The 20177-nt window shown below is 46.5% G+C and carries 18 protein-coding genes and 1 pseudogene; 3 read left to right on the top strand and 16 right to left on the bottom strand.

Features of this window, described 5'->3' with window-relative positions; translation table 11 throughout:
• Nucleotides 1–179: 179 nt before the first annotated feature.
• The 4 genes from rlmD to NSQ50_RS03400 form a co-directional block, all read right to left on the bottom strand.
• Nucleotides 180–1736, bottom strand: a complete 1557-nt coding sequence (gene rlmD, locus NSQ50_RS03415; protein ID WP_340949268.1) for a 23S rRNA (uracil(1939)-C(5))-methyltransferase RlmD — start codon at nt 1734–1736, stop codon at nt 180–182.
• A 65-nt stretch (nt 1737–1801) separates the two neighbouring features.
• Entirely contained in the window at nt 1802–2692 is an 891-nt protein-coding gene (locus NSQ50_RS03410; RefSeq protein ID WP_036680719.1) for a diacylglycerol kinase, read from the bottom strand.
• A gap of 230 nt (nt 2693–2922) precedes the next feature.
• Complete coding sequence (locus NSQ50_RS03405) at nt 2923–3693, bottom strand: sirohydrochlorin chelatase (RefSeq protein ID WP_076225040.1); 771 nt, start codon at nt 3691–3693, stop codon at nt 2923–2925.
• Between the two features lie 3 nt (nt 3694–3696).
• Nucleotides 3697–3987, bottom strand: coding sequence for a YerC/YecD family TrpR-related protein (locus NSQ50_RS03400; protein WP_019913624.1), 291 nt, complete (start codon nt 3985–3987; stop codon nt 3697–3699).
• A 429-nt stretch (nt 3988–4416) separates the two neighbouring features.
• Here NSQ50_RS03400 and NSQ50_RS03395 point away from each other — a divergent pair, with 429 nt between their 5' ends.
• The gene (locus NSQ50_RS03395; protein ID WP_038568686.1) at nt 4417–4977 is read left to right on the top strand and encodes a hypothetical protein; all 561 of its coding nucleotides are present in this window, start codon (nt 4417–4419) and stop codon (nt 4975–4977) included.
• An 82-nt stretch (nt 4978–5059) separates the two neighbouring features.
• On the opposite strand, the gene corA is transcribed toward NSQ50_RS03395, so the two are convergent.
• From corA to NSQ50_RS03345, 10 genes and pseudogenes are all read right to left on the bottom strand, one after another.
• Nucleotides 5060–6019 carry a magnesium/cobalt transporter CorA gene (corA, locus tag NSQ50_RS03390; protein WP_076225041.1) on the bottom strand — a complete coding sequence of 320 codons (960 nt, stop codon included), beginning with the start codon at nt 6017–6019 and terminating at the stop codon, nt 5060–5062.
• Nucleotides 6020–7229: 1210 nt separating this feature from the next.
• The gene (locus tag NSQ50_RS03385; protein ID WP_340949267.1) at nt 7230–8252 is read right to left on the bottom strand and encodes a hypothetical protein; all 1023 of its coding nucleotides are present in this window, start codon (nt 8250–8252) and stop codon (nt 7230–7232) included.
• A gap of 104 nt (nt 8253–8356) precedes the next feature.
• Nucleotides 8357–9349, bottom strand: a complete 993-nt coding sequence (locus NSQ50_RS03380; RefSeq protein ID WP_036686873.1) for an inorganic phosphate transporter — start codon at nt 9347–9349, stop codon at nt 8357–8359.
• Nucleotides 9350–9362: 13 nt separating this feature from the next.
• Nucleotides 9363–9979 (bottom strand): annotated as a pseudogene (locus NSQ50_RS03375) (DUF47 domain-containing protein).
• A 202-nt stretch (nt 9980–10181) separates the two neighbouring features.
• Complete coding sequence (locus tag NSQ50_RS03370) at nt 10182–11279, bottom strand: DUF3048 domain-containing protein (protein ID WP_036686869.1); 1098 nt, start codon at nt 11277–11279, stop codon at nt 10182–10184.
• 203 nt (nt 11280–11482) lie between these two features.
• Nucleotides 11483–12259 (bottom strand): DODA-type extradiol aromatic ring-opening family dioxygenase, encoded by a 777-nt coding sequence (locus tag NSQ50_RS03365; protein ID WP_076148059.1) that lies wholly within the window; start codon nt 12257–12259, stop codon nt 11483–11485.
• A gap of 85 nt (nt 12260–12344) precedes the next feature.
• A complete protein-coding gene (locus tag NSQ50_RS03360) occupies nt 12345–13175 on the bottom strand; it encodes an alpha/beta hydrolase family protein (RefSeq protein WP_076195105.1) in 831 nt (276 codons plus the stop codon).
• A 511-nt stretch (nt 13176–13686) separates the two neighbouring features.
• A complete protein-coding gene (locus NSQ50_RS03355; RefSeq protein ID WP_235219498.1) occupies nt 13687–14550 on the bottom strand; it encodes an IS3 family transposase in 864 nt (287 codons plus the stop codon).
• Nucleotides 14551–14561: 11 nt separating this feature from the next.
• Nucleotides 14562–14879, bottom strand: coding sequence for a transposase (locus tag NSQ50_RS03350; RefSeq protein ID WP_036683594.1), 318 nt, complete (start codon nt 14877–14879; stop codon nt 14562–14564).
• A gap of 335 nt (nt 14880–15214) precedes the next feature.
• Entirely contained in the window at nt 15215–15415 is a 201-nt protein-coding gene (locus tag NSQ50_RS03345; RefSeq protein ID WP_036680885.1) for a hypothetical protein, read from the bottom strand.
• Between the two features lie 183 nt (nt 15416–15598).
• Here NSQ50_RS03345 and NSQ50_RS03340 point away from each other — a divergent pair, with 183 nt between their 5' ends.
• Nucleotides 15599–16261 carry a DUF1129 family protein gene (locus tag NSQ50_RS03340; protein WP_036680887.1) on the top strand — a complete coding sequence of 221 codons (663 nt, stop codon included), beginning with the start codon at nt 15599–15601 and terminating at the stop codon, nt 16259–16261.
• Nucleotides 16262–16311: 50 nt separating this feature from the next.
• Nucleotides 16312–17250 carry a hypothetical protein gene (locus NSQ50_RS03335; RefSeq protein WP_052096760.1) on the top strand — a complete coding sequence of 313 codons (939 nt, stop codon included), beginning with the start codon at nt 16312–16314 and terminating at the stop codon, nt 17248–17250.
• 87 nt (nt 17251–17337) lie between these two features.
• Here NSQ50_RS03335 and ilvA read toward each other — a convergent pair whose 3' ends face one another.
• Nucleotides 17338–18600, bottom strand: a complete 1263-nt coding sequence (ilvA, locus tag NSQ50_RS03330) for a threonine ammonia-lyase IlvA (RefSeq protein WP_036680889.1) — start codon at nt 18598–18600, stop codon at nt 17338–17340.
• 158 nt (nt 18601–18758) lie between these two features.
• The gene (locus NSQ50_RS03325) at nt 18759–20054 is read right to left on the bottom strand and encodes an SEC-C metal-binding domain-containing protein (RefSeq protein ID WP_036680892.1); all 1296 of its coding nucleotides are present in this window, start codon (nt 20052–20054) and stop codon (nt 18759–18761) included.
• Nucleotides 20055–20177: the final 123 nt, after the last annotated feature.

Genomic DNA, 20177 nt, shown 5'->3' with positions numbered 1-20177 from the left:
ATAAATATATAGAGCAATATTAACTGTAGACAACTAATCCTATGTTTAATATTTTGATAATGTTTCAAAAATATATATTGCTCTGCACAATTGTCCTTGGGTAATTTTTCTGGCTTCACTCAATTTCAAGGACAAACAACCTCTAAACTCACCATTTCATCCCCAACTATGCTCTTCACTTACTCACAACCCTTATAAATCAAAGAACAAACAGCTTCAACATGACTCGTATGCGGGAACATATCCACCGGAGTTACCTCCACTGTCTTGTACCCGCCATCTTCGAGCACCCGCAAGTCCCTTGCTAATGTCGATGGATTACACGACACATACACCACACGCTCCGGCTTCATAGCCAGAATCGTCTCTAACAACCGCGGATCGCAACCCTTACGCGGTGGATCGACCACGATAACATCCGCCGTAATCCCTTGCTCTTTCCAATTCGGAATGACATCTTCAGAGGCACCAACCTCGAACACTACATTCTTCATCTCATTCAACTTCGCATTCGCCCGGGCATCCTCAATAGCTTCCGGTACAATTTCGACACCGTATACCTTAGCCGCATGCTGCGCCAAAAAGAGGGAGATCGTACCGATCCCGCAATAGGCATCAATAACCGTTTCATTGCCAGTCAGTCCGGCATATTCAACGGTTTTACCGTACAACACCTCAGTCTGTGCCGGGTTCACTTGATAGAACGAACGCGCTGAGATAGCGAACTGTACATCGCCGATGTAGTCATAGATGACGTCTCTGCCCCACAGGACGCGGGTTTCGCCACCGAAGATGACATTCGTGCGCTGAGTGTTGACGTTCTGGCAGATGCTGACTACATCCGGCAGCTGTTCGCGGATGCTGCCGAGCCAGGCGTCCAGGTGTGGGATGTCGCGGCCGTTGGTTACGAGGACGACCATCATTTCACCGGTGCGGAAAGCTTTCTTCACGACGACATGGCGCAGCAGGCCACGACCGGTTTCTTCACTATAAGCAGAGATGCCAAGTTCTCTGCCGATGTCTTTCACCTTGCGCACAACGTCATCATTATCTTCATGCTGAATCAAGCAGGTTTCCATATCGATGATACGGTGACTTCCGCGTGCGTAGAAGCCGCCCACAAGACCGCCTTCTGTAACCCCAATTGGCACCTGTGCCTTATTGCGGTAACGCCAAGGCTCGTCCATGCCGAGTGTAGGGCGAACAAGAATGCCATCTGTCTGAGCTACTCCAGCGCCATCAGTCGTACCATCCACGATGCCACCATCGTTAGCACTATCTATCTGACTCTCAACAGCTTCATTCTCTTTGCTCTTTCCGCTGTTCCCGCCACCAGCCACCCGAAGCTTCCCAATCCGCTCCAGGTTGTCCACCACCAGCTGCCGTTTCCACGCCAGCTGAGCAGTATAGTCCATATGCTGCAGCTGGCAGCCGCCGCATTGGTCATAGATCTCGCAAGGCGCTGCGATGCGGGCGCTGCTTGCTTCTACTATATTCAGCAGTTTGGCGTAGCCATACTGCTTTTTGGTCTTGAGCACCCTTGCCCGGACTTTCTCTCCGGGAAGGGCTCCCTGCACAAAAAGGGTAAAGCCTTCTACGCGGCCTACCCCTTCACCTTCATGGGTCATGCCGATAATATCGAGCATAACCTCATCATTTTTATTCACAGGCAGTCCGGCGACAGGCGCCTTGCCGGCTGGGCGGCTGGTGCTGCGTCCACTGCGGTGTTTACTCATTATTTATAGTTCACTTCTTTCATTATCATCGCTGTATAATCCCACACTCTTACTTTCAATCAACCCTAATTATTCTGAGCAAAAATCCGCAGATGCTGCGGCAAAATCCGAAAACGGCCCGGCAGTTCTCCGCCAAGTTCTCCATCCAAGTTCAATTGGACATGCCCTGGAGAGATTACATCCATTGCATCCGTACGGAAATACACAACCTTTTTATCCTGTAAATGCTCGCCACGAAGGGCCAATCTAACCAAACGGACAAACTCTGCCAGGTTGCATTTTTTGACCGCAATAACATCTAACAGACCGTCATCGATTCGAGCGCCGGGAGCAAGCTTTTCAAAGCCGCCGACAGAATTCGTATTTGCAATCAGGAACAGCATGAACTCATCATGAATAACCTCCTGCCCATTGGCTCGAATGATTAGTTCCTGAGGAGATAGGCTGACCATTTTTTCAATACCTTTTAAATAGTACGCAAGCTGCCCTATCATGGTCTTCAGCTTACTGGGAACTTCATAGGTCAGTTCGGTTAGACTGCCACCGCCTGCTATATTAATGAAATAACGATCATTGGCTTTACCGATATCAATCGGACGCGACTCTTGACGAAGGATCAAATCAACGGAATCTTCCCAATTCTTCGGGATCCCCATCGCACGTGCAAAATCATTGGTAGTCCCAAGCGGCAATACGCCAAGCGGGGGGAGATTAGGTTTCTCCGCCATACCATTGATAACCTCATTTAAAGTGCCATCCCCACCGGCTGCTATGATTAGATCATAACCGCGCTCTACTGCATCCGCAGCAGCTAACATAGCATCGCCTTCTCCGGTCGTTGCATGGCAGGAGGCTTCAATGCCACCCGTATCCAGCCGGTCCAAAATGTCGGCGAGCCGCTTCTTCATTTCTTCCCGTCCAGAAGTGGGATTATAAATCAATCTCGCAGTTTTCATTACCGGAACGCCACCTGTTTTTTATAATAGAATAACCTAATTGATTATACCTAATTCGGACCACTACAATCAATGTCAGAGGACATTTATCGTAAATATTCCATTATACAACAATTCACGACACCTTATTAGGCAAAAACAACTATATATATGTCTATGCAGCAAATCCCGTATTATCCACGGAAATGGGCACTATTTTTCATGATTAAGTGGGCTAAAAAGGAAGCTTTTTAACTCTTTTTTCGAATCTGTTCGAGGAGTGTCTCTACCTGTCTCTCAATCCAATGCGGAAGAAGCGGGTGCGGCAAAAGCGTCTGGCCAGAATACTTATAGGTTAACCCTTTAAGTCTGTTCGGAACCACATGTTTTGTGAAATAACCTTCACTCAAAAAAAGCGGCGCCACCAATACCTCGTGACCCTGCTCCTGCCAATACTCCACTTTGCTTCTTACACTGTCCGGATTCAGCAGACCGTAATCGGCCGCCGCTACGCCGCTCACCTCACGTACACGTCCTGCCAGTGAAGAGATGCCCTGCTGCCAACGCTGGCGGAAGCCCTCATAGATGCTGCCGTGACCTACCAACAGAATCGTCTCACGTTCAGGTTCCGTAGACAGCTTACGAAGCTTGTCCCAGATCATCAGAGCGATGTCCGGGTCATCGTCGACAGGATAACCATAGTGAACCTTAGCCTTCACGTGGAACGGCTCTAAATCGGTCTCACGTTCAGGTGCAGGTTTAGCCCCTAGTGCATATTCTATTTCATCGACATGTGTGCTTCCCGAGGAAACGAACAATGGGATCACAATTATATCTGTGACCCCTGCATGTTCCAGTTCATTTATTCCATCTTGAATCAGACGGCCCTCTACCAGCTCTAAAAAAGAGACCACCACTGGCATCTCTTCATCTAGCGATAATTCGCTTACGGCCTCTTCCACGATCGACACCCAAACCTCGTCGCGGGAGCCGTGACTGATAATAAGTACGCCCGGTACCATAAATTAGCGTCCCAAACGTTCCAGCGTTAATTTATAACCATCATTTCCGTAGTTCAGGCAACGTTTTACACGGGAAATAGTAGCTGTACTTGCTCCTGTCTCTGCTTCGATCTGATTGTAGGTCGAGCCTTTGCCAAGCATACGCGCTACTTCCAGTCGTTGCGACAGCGATTGAATCTCGTTCACGGTGCACAAATCATCAAAGAAAACATAACATTCTTCCATATTCTTTAATGTTAAAATGGCTTCAAATAATTGGTCTATACTTTTATCATTTAACTTCTTAAGTTGCATCAATTTTTCATCCCCTAAAAGTTCTATCAGCATTAGTTTCTCTGATTAAGCTCCGTACAAAACTAGCTCCGGAAACATCAACCTAATGTCACTATCCTGCCTTTACTATATTGCACTGGAGCGCATTTTTCAAGCATTAACGATTTCACGCTGTAAAGAACGAAAATGATGGACAAACGTCCACCCCACGCGCACACCATTTATGTACCCCAATACAAGTATTTTTCTCTACATAAGAATTATCGCCTACACTATAGTACTACAAAAGCGCCGAAAATCAAGCTCGTACACGGTTTCTTCACTACTTTAGCCTGTTTATAGGCATACGCCCTTTTCCGCTCCTATCCCTATTACCCGGGCATTCGTCTATACCGTATGTTCGCCCATGACATACAGTATAGCAGACCACTAACAAAGGAATGTGATATTATGCCTGATCATTACTATAATCATTCCCGCCGGAATCAGCGTTCACTGAGCGATTCGTATAATGCCTCTGCCTACCCCGGCCTCAGTTCATATGCGCCCTCAGCTCTCCCAGGTGAGACCGGAATCCTTCCTGCTTTAGGAGCAGAAGCTGCCACCGAAACTGCACTAGCGCTCCCTGCAGCTGAAGCTGCAACAAAGGCAAGCGGCGGGCTTGCCGGACTGCTCAGCGGCTTAGGCGGCGGTGGCGGAATTGGTGGAAATATGGAGCAAATCAAAGGTATCATCGATCGTATGGGCGGCATTGACGGGATCGTAAACTCTATGGGTAAAGTACAAAAGGTGATGTCCGGCTTCCAGCAGATGGCTCCAATGGTTAAGCTGTTCATGGGTAGCTTCGGTAAAAACAAAGGCGCAGCAGGCGCACTAGCCGCCGAAGAGGATGCCGCCCTGTACAGTCCTAATCGCCGCAAAAAAAAGCGTTCCACCTCACCCCGTCGCAAATCTACTACAACTACTCGCCGGCGCTCTACTTCTTCCACCGGAAAACGTCGCCGCAAATAGCGGTGACGTTTTCTAGCTATGTATCAGAAAAACAGCAATTCTCGCAGAAAAGAGATTTGCTGTTGGCGCTTCTGCTCTATTTTTACTTAAACCAGCCACTCCGTCGGAACCATCGGAACATCCCAAAACCAACCACCAGCATAAACAGCAGCACACCAAAATAACCATACTTCCACTCTAGTTCAGGCATCTTCACAAAGTTCATTCCGTAGATCCCGGCGATAAGCGTCAGCGGCATGAATACGGTGGTGATTACCGTTAGTGTTTTCATAATCGAATTCATCCGGTTGGAATTGAGTGAAATGTAGCTGTCACGCAAATCCGCGGTCATTTCCCGATCAGCCTCAATCATATCGGAGAGTTTTAGCAGATGGTCATAAATGTCGCCAAAATAAATCCGTTCCTCGCCGTTGCTCTGGACATGCTGTGAATTCACGATCCGGTACATCAAGTCGCGCATCGGCACAATCGTCCGCCGCATTTTGAGGAGTCTTCCGCGCACGCCAAACACCTGTCTCATCAATTCCTCCACCGACTCACTGCTGCCGCTACTTTCCAGATCCGCAAGCTCGTCCTCTAAACTGTAGAGACATGGAAAATACTTGTCCACCAGCTTGTCCATCACCGTATAGGCAGCTGCCATCGGCCCACCCGACCAGCCTTTTCGACTATGTATTTCGCTCTTCACTTGTTCCCACGCTTCATTCATCTCTGCTTTTTCCTGATGGTGATAGGAGACAAGAAAGTTCGAGCTTAAAAATAGGTCAACCTCCTCAGCATCCAACGTCCGCTCATTCAGCGCATGCAGCACAAAAAACTGCACATTCTCATAATGATCCAGCTTCGGCCGCTGCAATACATGCATACAATCTTCTATCGCCAAGGGGTGAAAATGAAAATATTGATCCAGCAAAAGCGTCTCTTCTGGCGTAGGCGTAGCAAAATCTGCCCATATCCAAGCATAATCCTCCAGCCGGATATTTTGCAGAGGGATCTCTGTCAGCACCTCACCTTTATGTGTGACAACAAGTGTACGTATCATAAATGTTCCTCCGCTTCATCTTCTTCCACGCCTCTATTGTACAGCAAGAAGACAAGTCTTCCAAAAAGCAAAAAACATAACCAGCAGCACCTCTTAAGCTAGACTAAGAAACATTTGGTGCTTCGTCGTTCGTTAATGCTCGATTTATTTGTGTAGGGTTAGTTGCGCTGGGAGCGAGCTATCCTTATTCTCTTCTGTCGGTATCGGGTTTATGAGTGAGATGAATTCATAGCTGTGAATTACTATCGCTATTTTTACTAATTAGTTGGTGAAAAAGTGCTCCTTTGGGGATGGTAAACAACCCTTCGATCGTAAGCAAAACTGACCTTTTTTTCGCAAAAGATTGAGTCCATCGCCTCGCGTTCATTTAACGTAAGTAACATATGTTTTACTTTGGGCTGGTAGTGATTTGTGGGATTGGGATGCAATCCTTGCATCGTACATGTAAAGTTCCGGGCAGGATACTGTGAATATAGCGATGCTCATGGACGGCAGAAAAGCAGGGAGAAAGAGAATAGGGTTGGGTTGGGTTGGGTTGGGTTGGGTTGGGTTGGGTTGGGTTGGGTTGGGTTGGGTTGGGTTGGGTTGGGTTGGGTTAGTTTGTACTAGGTTACTTTGCGATGGACTGGATTAAGGTGCGCTGGGTTTCCTTGAAATGTGTTACGTGGGACTATGCTGAGTTAACTTTGGCTAGGTTACTTTGTACAGGGCTGGACTTCGGTGCGCTGGATTCTGCTGAAATGAGGTAAGTTGGGCTGCGTTTAGTTAGTTGGATCTAGGTTACTTTACGATGGACTGGATTAAGGTGCGCTGGGTTCCCCTGAAATGTGTTACGTGGGACTATACTGAGTTAACTTTGGCTAGGTTACTTTGTGCAGGGCTGGACTTCGGTGCGCTGGATTCTGCTGAAATGAGGTAAGTTGGACTGGGCTGAGTTAGCTTGTGCAAGGTTACGTTACGATGGGCTGGATTAAGGTGCGTTGGGTTCCCTTGAAATGTGTTACGTGGGACTATACTGAGTTAACTTTGGCTAGGTTACTTTATGCAGGGCTGGACTTCGGTGCGCTGGATTCTGCTGAAATGAGGTAAGTTGGACTGGGCTGAGTTAGCTTGTGCAAGGTTACGTTACGATGGGCTGGATTAAGGTGCGTTGGGTTCCCTTGAAATGTGTTTAGTTAGGCTGGTCCACCTTCATACAAGTCAGGTGCCGTCATTCTAAGGCATTTATGCCTTTCTTTCTGCTTCTTCGACGAAGTGTCTCCAATTCTAGGGCAGTTATGCTCTTCTTTTTGTCACCACCCTCGAATTTCGTAAATTCAGCGGGATTTATACCGTACATTCCCCCTCCATCGCCAAACTCCATCATTTCTACGGGATTTATACCGTACATTCCCCCTCCGACGCCAAACTCCGTCATTTCTACGGGATTTATACCGTACATTCCCCGTCCGACGCCAAACTCCATCATTTCTGCGGGATTTATACCGTACATTCCCCCTCCAACGCCAAACTCCGTCATTTCTACGGGATTTATACCGTACATTCCCCCTCCAACGCCAAACTCCGTCATTTCTGCGGGATTTATACCGTACATTCCCCCTCCATCGCCAAACTCCATCATTTCTGCGGGATTTATACCGTACATTCCCCCTCTATCGCCAAACTCCGCCATTTCTACGGGATTTATACCGTACATTCCCCCTCCAACGCCAAACTTCGTCACTTCTACGGGATTTATACCGTACATTCCCCCTCCAACGCCAAACTCCGTCATTTCTACGGGATTTATACCGTACATTCCCCGTCCGACGCCAAACTCCATCATTTCTGCGGGATTTATACCGTACATTCCCCCTCCAACGCCAAACTCCGTCATTTCTACGGGATTTATACCGTACATTCCCCCTCCAACTCCAGACTTCGTCATCTCTACGGGATTTATACCGTACATTCCCCCTCCATCGCCAAACTCCATCATTTCTACGGGATTTATACCGTACATTCTCCCTCCAACGCCAAACTCCGCCATTTCTACGGGATTTATACCGTACATTCCCCCTCCAACGCCAAACTCCATCATTTCTACGGGATTTATACCGTACATTCTCCCTCCAACGCCAAACTCCGCCATTTCTACGGGATTTATACCGTACATTCTCCCTCCAACGCCTAACTCCGTCATTTCTACGGGATTTATACCGTACATTCTCCCTCCAACGCCGATTTCCGCCATTTCTACGGGATTTATACCGTATATTCTTCACTCTCCTCATGTCCACACAACAAAAAAAGATGTCCGCAGCCCAATGGCTAACTGACATCTTTATTAAAGGGTGTTTAAAAAATGATTTTGAAAATCAGACCTGCTAATACCGCACTGATTGGAATCGTGATGAACCAAGTGACCACAATACGTCCGGCTACTCCCCATTTCACTGCAGAGAAACGTTTGGCAGAGCCAACCCCAAGGATCGCTGATGTGATCGCATGCGTTGAGCTTACTGGCAAATGCAGCAGCGTTGCTGAGAAAATAACAGATGCCGCGGAAATATCAGCCGCGAAACCGTTAATAGGTTCGATTTTAAAAATCTTCGTACCCATAGTCTTAATAATCTTCCAACCGCCAATGGAGGTACCGAGCGCCATAGCCGTAGCTGCAGCTATCTTAACCCACAAAGGGATAACATCCATAGTTTCTTGACGTCCTGAGGTAACGAGTGCAAAAGTAATGATCCCCATCGCTTTTTGCGCATCATTTGTACCATGTGTGAACGACTGTAACGCTGCCGTAAGGACTTGCATAGAGCGGAAGCCCTTGTTGACCGTATGTGGACTACGCTTAGCAAAGATCCATTTCAGGATGGTCATGATAATATAACCGATAACAAACGCAATGATTGGGGAGAAAATCAGTCCTTCGACAATTTCCACAAACCCGCCCCAATTGATGTGTGCTGAGCCTGCCCCCACGTATACTGCACCCGCTAAAGCGCCGATCAGTGCATGAGACGATGAGGATGGAATCCCGAGCCACCAAGTAATCAAATTCCAAATAATCGAAGCAATCAGCGTGGCTATTATGATATCCAACCCATTTTCAAGCAAGGTCGGGTCGGTGATACTTCCGCCGATTTTTTTGGCCACACCTGTAAACATCAAGGCCCCAACAAAGTTCATCAGTGCTGCCATAATAATTGCTGTTCGCGGTTTTAAGGCACGTGTCGAGACAGAGGTAGCAATTGCGTTGGCCGTATCATGGAATCCATTGATAAAGTCAAACGCAAGCGCGAGAAATATAACAATTCCAAGAATCCATATAGATGTTTCCATATTCTAGTACCCCTTATGAGTTGCGCATGATGATCGATTCCAACATGTTGGCTACATCTTCACATTTGTCTGTAGTGGTCTCGAGCCGCTCATACAGTTCCTTGCGTTTAATCAGCTCAATCGGGTCTTTACAGTTTCGAACAGGACCTTAGTACAAATACGCAGCACTTCGTCCCCTTGATTCTCAAGGTCATTCAGACGGATTGTATATTCACGGATCGCCAACAATTTCTTCTGGGAGAGCAAATGAACTGCTTTTTGGATTTCATAAGCACACTGACGAAGGATTTCGGCGAATTGTACAATGTATTCATCCGGGTCAAGAAGGTTGTACATATAGAAACGTGAGGCGGATGCCTCCAGACCATCGATGACATCATCCATGCTTGTGATCAAGTCCATAATGTCGTCACGTTCAAGCGGCGTAATAAACGTCTTGTTCAATTCTTTGATAACGGTGTGAGTGTAAGTATCACATTGGGATTCGTACTTTTTCATCTCTGCAGCGAAATTATCAACATTATTCCGGAGATCAGTGATATTCTGAGCAAAATAATCTGCAGCTTGGACAATAGTATCGGCCATATTTTCCAGCGTCTCAAAGAATATGTCCTTTTTTCTCAACTTCATTGTTTTAAACCCCTTTACATAAAATTACCGTGAATACAGAGCCATTCATATGTAAAAAGCATGAAAATGAATGACAACCCTTGTTATCTTATCATATCCGTACAAGGTATAGAAGCTATAGAAATGAACTTTTTTACACTCTATTAACACATACCCATTATTCCGAACACAAATCTGTATAACACTGGATATTCCGACTTTCTTATGTTGTACCATCCGCCCCGCCATATACCACATGACTGCTAAATGAAGGCGCATTAGGGACCACCAAAATATGGGTAATTCCTGGATACATCAGCTCTTCTTTTCCATCCCTCACAAAGCGGATCACATCCCCTGGTTCACGCGACCATCTGCCTTGGGTGACCTGTCCCCGCTGAAAAAGCAACGCTTCCCCGCCAAGCTCAACATCAATCTGAAGTCTTCCGACATCATCAAGCACTTTATGATCCGCTCCTATAACCATAACATTGGCCGCTTCCACCGGATTATCGTTATTTAGATCCAAATGAGGTTTGTCATTCACATAACGCTGATAGGTCTGACGTTTAGGATCATATTTATAGTCAACTTTATAACTTTTGAGCAGATAGTTTATGCTAAATTCAGCGGCTTTCTCTCCGTCCGCCGGTATGTAATCTGGATTATTAAAAAGATACCCGGGCACCTTCACACTTTGCGCAAACCCAAGCTTCTCGGCACCTTCCCGCAGTTTGGCTGCGTTGCTGTACAGGTTATGTGGTGCTTTTCGCGCTTTATCCCGCCAAAAATAAGCTCCGGCACGGCCGATCTCGTCCATATCTTCTTTTTTCTCTTTTTGCAAAATGGCATAAGCCGCCGGACTTCCTCCGGCATGCACCGTCACACCACCGTAGCTCTCGCCAATATCCAGCAGATAGGGGCGGATGCTGCGAATCGGTCCGATTTTCACCACACCTGTATGGCTCTGAAAAATACCAATCAAACGCGTAATGCCACCTTCGGCAAGAATCTCATACAAAATATCTGCTTCACTAACCCCCGATTGCGGCCGGGCGGCAGGAGCATTATTTATCATTACGGCCAAGGGACGTGGAAGACTGTCTTCAGAAACTGGAAGACCTGTTAATCCGGATACGAGCTCAGCAGCGGGATCAATAGTAGGTGAGGGTTGAATCGTTTCGATAGGCGTGGGCTCTGCGGTAGGCTGCTGTGTCGGGGTGATCTCATTATTTGCACTCTGTGTTCCGCAAGCGGAGAGCAATAGGGTGGTCAATACAATGGCAGATAACAGACGGGAAGAAGAGCAATTTACTTTCATAAGCTTGTAGTTCCTCCTAAACGTTTTATGAAACTCACTGATTCCTTCCATTTAATCACAGTCAGTCCCATTTGTCTTGATTACCTACTCCCTTTTTCATAGCAAGCATAAGGAAATTTTATAGCATGGAATAGATAAATTCTTATATTAAAAAAAGGGTACAGCCATTGCGGCTGCACCCTGCGGGTCTCTTATTCATTCAGTTAGTCTAGCTTCCAGCAATTCAGACTTAATGTCCCATACTGATAAGCCTGAAAAATACGCTCTGCCTTCCTGCTGCCATCCGCTGTTCCCATCGCGTAAAAGAGAGGTGCAAAATGCTCTCTTCCATAAGAAGGAACCGCATCGCGTACATTTGGAGCTTTTTTCTCATACGCAAAAAGTGAAGGCAAATCCCAGGCTTCTAGTCCCTTGGCAATCCAGGCATCGAATTCAAGTGCCCAATCCTCAGGCTGCTCACTTTCACTTAGCATCCGCAAATTGTGAACAAGTCCACCGCTTCCAATCAGCAGTATGCCTTCGTCACGAAGCGGCGCTAACATCCGCCCGATATTGTATTGCTCCTTGGGAGAGCGCAGGGAATCGACGGATAAAGCAACTACCGGAATGTCGGCGTTCGGGAACATTTTTTTCAGTATCACCCAGACTCCATGATCGAGTCCTCGCCCCAGAACGGGCTGATGTGAAAGATTGTTATCCTTGAAGAGCTCAGAAATCCGTCTTGTTAGGGCCGGATCGCCCGGGGCCGGATAGGTCAGCGTGTAAACTTCTTCAGGGAATCCGTAGAAGTCATGCTGTGTCTCGTGCAGTTCATCAACGGTAAGTAGCTGTTCAGGGCTATCCCAGTGCGCTGAGAAAACTACTATACCGCGTGGCGCTTCAAGTTCTTGACCAAGCCGCTCCAGAAAACGGGTATACTCGTTATCCTCCAGTGCGAGGAGCGGAGAACCGTGCGCAATAAAAAATGACGGTAATTTCATAGGATGCCAACCTCCATAACCCAGTATATGGTGTGCATCTTTATTTTACCGCTTATTGCAAGTTAATGCGAATAAAAACCTTCTCCTAAATCATCCAATTCTGCCACTCTGTCTGCAGATGCTCTTGTTCGTTCATCCATTCTATAGTCCGCTTAAGCAGCTGCTGCTGCGCTGGTCCAGAAGAAAAGGTGTGATCCCCTTGAAAAATGATCTCTTTATCGCAACGTCCTTCCGGACGTGTCCAGAACAGCTTCTGATAAAGAAAAGCGTAATCCACCGGGATGACATCATCAGAGGTGCCATGGATAACGAGTACATCGCCGCTAAATTTGCTCGCTTCTTGGAAGGGCTGAAATGCCGCCAAAGAATTAAAATATACCGGCGTAAACGAGTAGCCCACATAATCGGCTGATCCATTCTTCACAGCACGATCATAAGCCTCCCGCCCTACAATTTTCACAATATCATTGAAAGGATAACCCACAGAGGCCCATAACACGAGATTCTTCACGCGGCGATCGCGAATACTTGTCAGCAGCGCCACCGCGCCACCGAGGCTATGGCCAATCAGCGTCACGCGCTGCGGGTCCACATCAGCAGAGCTAATTCCGTAATCAAGCACCGCTCTAGTCTGAGCGATCATCGATTCCATATCTTCGCCGCCATAATTCCCGCTGCTCTCGCCGCAGCCCACATAATCAAAACGAATAACCATATATCCCTCTTGTGCCAGCTCACGAGCCGCCTTCACAAAAATCCGGTCTACGCCAATCCGATTCCCCACAAATCCGTGGCAGATCACGGCTAATGGCAGTCTATCCTTGCAACGTGAAGAGGTTCCCTTCTCTTTGTTCGGGTAATGTATGCTCGCCGTCAATTCTTCTCCGTTATGCCGGATTACAATATTCCGTTCCATTGCCGCATCCTCCTATAATTATATTTATATTTATAATTTAATTTATTTTAATTTATTAGAATTCCGATTAACTTAGTATGAATTATAATCTAATTATAAAGATTTCGTTCATATTGTCAACAGCAAGGGGACAATTCTTAATAAACGCACGGAGTATTTGGGCATTAGAGTCTGCGCGACAAACAGGGTGTCCCGTAAGTCATGGGGATGCTCTGGGGCACCCACGTCGAGTGGATTGGAACCTACCTCTTAAACCTCTAAACGCCAACCTTTGTTGGATTAGTTAATAATCGCGATTCAGTAGCTCCTTCGGACTCAGCAGCTTCATCGGAATCAACTGCTCCAGCGGACTCAGTAGCTCTATAGGACTCAGAAGACCCTATTCGCAGATTTAGCACACTTTTTGAATTCTATCGGACCCCATAGTCGCTATCACCCTGTAAAACAGCAAATACGAGCTACTTTTCGAGCAATAGCGTCACTGGTGGACCTCTGTCAAGAAAGTGGACACTCACGCAACAGACATTCTAGTCAATTGCTCAGCAAAACGAACTGGAGAAAGATACCCCAGCGCGCCATGCATTCGCTTGCGGTTATAATAAAACTCAATATATTGAAAAAGTGTCTGGTAGGCTTGCTCCTTAGTTTTGAATCGTGGATTACAATAAATGAGCTCCTTTTTCAAAATGCTGTGCCACGACTCGATACAGGCGTTATCATAACAGTTACCTCTGCGGCTCATGCTGGACTCCATGCCATACGCTTTCAACTGCTGCCTGTATTCATGAGAAGTATATTGAGAACCTCTATCGGAGTGATGTAATAGACCCTTTTCCGGTTGTTTAGCTTCGTAAGCATCTTGTAAGGCGCCCGAAATTAAGCTAGTTTCCATATGGTTCTCCAAGCGCCACCCCACGATTTCGCGCGTGCAAAGGTCCATCACACTAGCCAGGTACAAGCGCCCTCCCCGGCAAGGAATGTACGTAATGTCGGTAACCCATACTGAATTGGGTTTGAGTATTTTAAATTGCTGGTTCAGCGTATTCGGGGCAATCGGATGGTCATGATTGGAGTCGGTGGTCTGTACGCGATACGTTTTGGAGACAATGGAGCGAAGCTTCATATGTCGCATGTACACACTCACCGTGCGTTCGGTAACGGTATAACCTTCTTGATGCAACAGGCGGGTGATCTTCGGACTCCCATACCGCTTTTGATGGTCTGCAAAATGATACTGAATTCGCTTCATTATCGCAGCCTTACGAAGCATATGCGTACTGGTTTTTTCTGTCCGCCACTTGTAGTACCCGCTCCGTGACACATGTAGGGTCATGCACATCTTCTCCAAGAGAAACTCGGAGCGATGTTTTTCAATAAACTGGAATCTCAGTTCCTTGGTTTGCTGAAGATGTGCACTGCTTTTTTTACGATCGCTAATTCCTCTTCCACATCAGCAATCTTGTTATCTTTTTCTTGAAGTTGTCGGCTCATTTCTTTCAACTGTGCCTCGAGTTCCCGTACTCGATCCACGCTAGCTGCCGGTTCATTCTTTAGTTCTCGATACTGGCTCATCCATTGATGCAGGGTACTTTTTGGGATGTTGAGCTCTTCCGCCAAGTCGCCCACTGTCTTTGTTTGCTCTTGAATGAACTGCACTGTCTGTTTTTTAAATTCTTCGTTATACCGTTGTCGATGTTCTCCCATGTGAACACACCTCCGTGGACTCATTATCGCCAGTCTGTTAACTACTGTCCACTTTTCATTCTAGCTTCATGGAGTCCGAAACTGTGCTGAAAAGGTGATAATTTGGCTAATAAGGTCATCTGAGTCCGATAGATGGTAGATGCTACGACAACCGGGGTCTGGGGGGCTTGAGGTTTGGGTTTGGGTTTGGGTTTGGGTTTGGGTTTGGGTTTGGATTTGGATTTGGATTTGGGTTTGGGTTTGAGAACCCCACCAAAAAACACAGAGCAGCGATCCCCAGTATCGGAGGATCGCTGCTCTGTTGTTTTTTCAAGATGAATGGCCAGGGTTGTTAATCAATCGTAGCTGTCGTTAAACATCTCATGGGTTTCATGGCTGCCTTCCCAATCCTTAAGCAAGCCCTCGGGAGCATCTTCTGCGGAATCCCACATGCTGAATCCATCGGAGCCGCCCCAATCCCCCATTGAATTATTGGGCGTAGGCTCGAAACCGTTGCCCATGGATCTTCCCTGTTCTTTCTTGTTCTCATGTTCCATAAAGCTCCCAACCTTTCCCAATGCTATATTGATCAAGCAACAACATTATCAGTGTTCACTCTTCTAAAAGGATTATGCATATCGCCATAGAAATGGTTGTCCTTGCGTAGACCTGTCATGCAAACGTATACTCTAGGTTAAAGACTATACCGATTAACAACACTGGAGGTTTACATCCAAATTATGAAAGTGAAAGATATGATTAAGGAAAATAACGCCCTGCGTGAGCAGTTGACGCCCTTCAATCGCTCCTATTTAGAAGATATGATCCTTGCAATGCGGGCCAGTCGAATTGACACCCTGCGCGGAGAAGAACTTTTGCTGGATGCGGCCAAGCTGCTGTTGAAGGAACAACGTAAAGGGAAAAATGCCAAGCAAGTATTCGGCGAGAATCCGCACGATTATTTTAAAGAAATCATAGACAGTGTTCCCGGGCGCCCGGTGCGCAGTAAATGGAACTATTACTTGATGATTCCCTGCGCAGCTCTGACCTGTCTTTTTGGGATATTGGCAATCGGTGGACTCTTCTTCCAATGGACTGACGATTCACCTGGAATGTTCGGACAGATCAGCCTTTTCACCCTGCTCGCTGTGGGAGTAGGCTCCATTATCTTAATTGAACTGATTATGAAATGGATGTCTTCCTTGTCGGAAAGCGATGCACCAAGTGCCAAGCCTTTTGATATAAAAAGCCTTGGAATCTATATTGGCATCGCAGTAGCTGCTGTATTTATCGGCATGTTCCTCGATCGATTATTTCCGGTCATTACAATATCCCCGTGGGTAAGCTTAATTCTGTGCATCATTGGGGGGTTGGGACTGAAATTTATATTTTTCAAAAAATAAATATCTAGGCTGAAAACTTTATTCCATCCGATAGATAGGGGGAAACTTCCATGATTAAGAAACATTATATTCTCTACTCCGTTCTAGCTATAGCCTTAGGGCTAGGCATAGTACCCAGTGCTATTCACGCCGAAGGTGCTACCAGCCCTCCTGGGGAAGGCGCTAAGGCAATTCCTCAAGCAGCTAGTAATAATCATGCAGAGGCTGTCTATAAAGCTGCATTACCGCTGTTATCTACCTCTGACAAGTTACCCGAAGCCATAAAATATTTGAACTCCAATATGTATGCGGTAGGGTCATATCGTGCAACAATGATGACCCTGAAGCTTGAGAATCTGCATAAAGCTGCGCTGCAAGCCTGGGAAAGTAAATTCAGTACCAGCACTGTCCAGCGGAAGCTCACCGCCATTTATAAAGCAGGCGCCAGCATGTCGTCTCTTGCCGCTATTACTGATGATCTCCAGCTGCGTACACTGCTGAAAAGTGCCAGCGAAAACGGATATAAGCTGGAGACAGCAGAGGGTACTTTTTTCCCGGTGATCGATTATGGGGCTTACCGCAAGTACAAGCTATACGTTACCAATGATATCAGCGCTTATATTACCATTATGGCCACCGAATCGGACCTGCCCTCTTCCAAGGACAACGGGCTAGTTATCGCCTGGACTGAGGTTGCAGCCAGAGCTTTATCTCAAGAGCAATTCATTCAAAATCATCCGAAGTCAAACCGAATTTCTGCTGTAAAAGCCTTGTACACTATGTATGTGAATAATACGTTTTACGGCCAGAATAACACTCCTCTCTTCCATTATGACAATCTGGAAATGGATTTGGAGGCGCAAAAGGCTTACTCCAGTATTCTGACCAAAAATAATGACAGCAGCCCATTTCTACAAAAGCTGGATAGCTTCATGAAATTAATGAAAGACAATAGCTACAAATTGACCGATGAGGTCGAGCAGTATCGTAAAACTTCGTTACCTCTCTAATAAAGAAATCACAAAAGCCCGTCCCTGAAATGAATAGGGACGGGCTTTTTTATATTCGTTAACGAGATTATGAAGTGGATGCGAGCATTAAATAAGGATGTTAAAGAGATTAGAATCCTTATTGATCTCTACATAATCGACGCCCTTCTGCTGCATCCGTTCGATGAGAGGTTCGTAGGCATCCGTTGACAATAATTCAATGCCAACAAGCGCGGGACCATTTTCTTTATCATGCTTCTTAATATACTCGAAACGGGTAATATCATCGTGAGGTCCAAGGATTTCACCCAAGAACTCACGCAGCGCGCCTGCCCGTTGCGGGAAGTTCACCATGAAATAGTGTTTTAAGCCTTCGTAAATCAATGAACGCTCCTTGATCTCCTGCATCCGGTCAATATCGTTGTTCCCACCGCTTATGATACAGACAACTGTTTTGCCGCGGATTTGATCACGATATTGATCAAGCGCTGCGATAGGCAACGAACCTGCTGGCTCAACCACTATGGCATTCTCGTTATATAGTTCCAGAATCGTGGTACAAGCTTTACCTTCAGGCACCATCACGATGTCATCCAGATGTCGGGAGCAAATATCATATGTCAGGCCGCCAACACGTTTTACAGCCGCTCCGTCCACGAATTTATTAATTTCATTAAGAGTCACCACTTCTCCAAGCTTGATCGCTTCCGTCATAGAAGCGGCTCCGAGTGGCTCCACACCAATCAACTTGGTAGAAGGACTAACTGTCTTCACATAGGTGGCTATACCCGCTGCTAGGCCGCCTCCACCAATGGTTACGAACATAAAATCTGCAGGGTTATCCAGACTCTCCATCACTTCCATTGCAATGGTGCCGTTGCCCGCAATGATTCGTGGCTCATCAAAGGGGTGGATCAGCGTCATCCCATGATCTATACAAGCTTGCAGTGCTTCATCATAAGCGTCATCAAAGGTATCCCCCTTTAGAATGACCTCAACAAACTCACCGCCAAACCGCCGCACCTGCTTAACCTTCTGGTTAGGCGTAGTGCTTGGCATATAGACCTTGCCTTTAATTCCAAGCGCCTTACAGGAATAGGCTACGCCTTGTGCATGGTTGCCCGCACTCGCACAGACAATCCCTTTCGCTCTATCTTCTGCTGACAAACTACGAATCATATTATAAGCTCCGCGGATTTTAAAAGAACGTACAATCTGCAAATCCTCGCGCTTCAAATACACATCACAATCATACTTGGCTGATAATACAGCATCACGTTGTAGAGGTGTCCGGATTATGACTTCACGCAGTACGTGATGAGCCCGCACAATATCTTCCATTCCTACGATTCGGTCTTCCTCTTCTCTCATAACCCTCTCGCCTCACTATCTATCTGTTATTCTACTTCTTGTAACATACTCTCCCGAGGACATTTTTTCAAGCATCCTAATCAGTGATAAAGAAAAAGAGACTAAAGGAACCCTATAGTCTCTTACTAATATTTGCTATCCCTACGCTATGAAACCTACTAGTCCTGTTGCTTCAGCATCCACTTCACCAGGTCTGGTAAGCTTGTCCACAAACGTGAATGTACAATAACATATTCGATAGCCTCGTTAGCGTCACCCACGCCTACAAAATCAGGCAGGTTATGCGGCAATCTTTTGATACCTAACAGATAATCCGGCACATGCTTGTTCACATTCTTCGCCACGCGGTAGAGCATTTTGAGCTGGGAAGTAATCCCGTTCTTCTTATATTCTAAAACCATACGGTCATATGCTACTGTTGCTGCTGCATCCTTGCCGAACTTCTCCAGTACCTTCTCGGTCTTCTTAAGCTTATTGGTGTAAAGGTACGTTGCCGTTAGAAGGTAACGCGCACCTGTGTTATCTTCTGGGTTCAATTCTAGAATGTGCTCCAACGTCTTTTGTGCTTCTTCTGCATTTCCGCTAAACCAGCAGGAGTCAGCGTAGCTTTTGCAGATTCGAATGTACGAACGCGTCTCGTAAAGACCCCAGAAATGTCCTTTGTTCTCAATGAAAAAGGCTTCTCCAAGCTCACGCGCACCCGCTTCCATCCCTGCTTTCAGATAAGCACGGGCATCTGCTTCATTCTCGGCTTCCTCAGCCAAAATGAGATAGGCGTCCGGACTGTCCGGATAAACTTCCAATGCCGCTTCTGCTAGCTGGATCCGACGATTGGATGCTTTAGTTTCCATTGCTTTTTGCAGCAAAGCCTGTTCCTGATCCTTCGGAGTGCCTGAAACGTTGAGCAAAAGTAATTCTTCCTCTGCCCCGCCCATGCCGTACTGTTCGATATAATTAAGCATCTCTTTAACTTTTCTGGAGATGGTAGGTGCAGTAACCTCATGTTTGATCGCTAGATCAGCTTGAGTTTGAAGGAAACCATATTCCTCAGACAAGATAAATTCGATAGCCGCGCAGAAGGAGCCCATTTTCTTCACTGCAGGCTTGATGTGACGGGAATAACCATTCCATAGAACCAGACCTTCCCAGATTAGCTCCCGGTCATAGCTGTCTCTCATGGTCTCAATAAGGTGCATAGCCAATTGTTCATGCGCCGGATGCTCCCATTTCAGATCACGTGACACCTTTTTTTTGAGCGTGGTTAGGGTAAGTTTAGCTTCAGAAATGGCTGCCGCTTCTGGTTTCTCGGCCACAGCCACAGTAGCAGCGGATTCTTCCGTTGTTACCAGTCGCATGATGGATTCCACTGCAGAAGTTTCTTTCCCTAGGCAGCATTTCTTATATTTTTTCCCGCTTCCGCAAGGACACATATCATTTCTTCCAATCTTACTCAAAACGAATTCCCCCTTAAATCTGTGAGTAGCCATTCGCCATAAGCGTATCGCTAGTATGCACTATAAGTATCAACATTTTCAGGCACGAGGCATCCTTTATAAGGTTACTGCACAAAGTCTGAA

The organism is Paenibacillus sp. FSL R10-2788, assembly GCF_038003885.1.
GTDB classification, from domain to species: Bacteria; Bacillota; Bacilli; order Paenibacillales; family Paenibacillaceae; genus Paenibacillus_AQ; species Paenibacillus_AQ odorifer.
This window is presented reverse-complemented; position numbering and strand designations above follow the sequence as displayed.

Coding starts and splice junctions, on each gene's coding strand:
- NSQ50_RS03360 (WP_076195105.1), bottom strand. CDS start 13,175: ATGGAACGGAATATTGTAATCCGGCATAACGGAGAAGAATTGACGGCG.
- rlmD (WP_340949268.1), bottom strand. CDS start 1,736: ATGAGTAAACACCGCAGTGGACGCAGCACCAGCCGCCCAGCCGGCAAG.
- NSQ50_RS03370 (WP_036686869.1), bottom strand. CDS start 11,279: ATGAAAGTAAATTGCTCTTCTTCCCGTCTGTTATCTGCCATTGTATTG.
- NSQ50_RS03400 (WP_019913624.1), bottom strand. CDS start 3,987: ATGCAACTTAAGAAGTTAAATGATAAAAGTATAGACCAATTATTTGAA.
- NSQ50_RS03380 (WP_036686873.1), bottom strand. CDS start 9,349: ATGGAAACATCTATATGGATTCTTGGAATTGTTATATTTCTCGCGCTT.
- NSQ50_RS03405 (WP_076225040.1), bottom strand. CDS start 3,693: ATGGTACCGGGCGTACTTATTATCAGTCACGGCTCCCGCGACGAGGTT.
- NSQ50_RS03395 (WP_038568686.1), top strand. CDS start 4,417: ATGCCTGATCATTACTATAATCATTCCCGCCGGAATCAGCGTTCACTG.
- ilvA (WP_036680889.1), bottom strand. CDS start 18,600: ATGAGAGAAGAGGAAGACCGAATCGTAGGAATGGAAGATATTGTGCGG.
- NSQ50_RS03410 (WP_036680719.1), bottom strand. CDS start 2,692: ATGAAAACTGCGAGATTGATTTATAATCCCACTTCTGGACGGGAAGAA.
- NSQ50_RS03365 (WP_076148059.1), bottom strand. CDS start 12,259: ATGAAATTACCGTCATTTTTTATTGCGCACGGTTCTCCGCTCCTCGCA.
- NSQ50_RS03340 (WP_036680887.1), top strand. CDS start 15,599: ATGAAAGTGAAAGATATGATTAAGGAAAATAACGCCCTGCGTGAGCAG.
- NSQ50_RS03335 (WP_052096760.1), top strand. CDS start 16,312: ATGATTAAGAAACATTATATTCTCTACTCCGTTCTAGCTATAGCCTTA.
- NSQ50_RS03350 (WP_036683594.1), bottom strand. CDS start 14,879: ATGGGAGAACATCGACAACGGTATAACGAAGAATTTAAAAAACAGACA.
- corA (WP_076225041.1), bottom strand. CDS start 6,019: ATGATACGTACACTTGTTGTCACACATAAAGGTGAGGTGCTGACAGAG.
- NSQ50_RS03345 (WP_036680885.1), bottom strand. CDS start 15,415: ATGGAACATGAGAACAAGAAAGAACAGGGAAGATCCATGGGCAACGGT.
- NSQ50_RS03385 (WP_340949267.1), bottom strand. CDS start 8,252: ATGGCGGAAATCGGCGTTGGAGGGAGAATGTACGGTATAAATCCCGTA.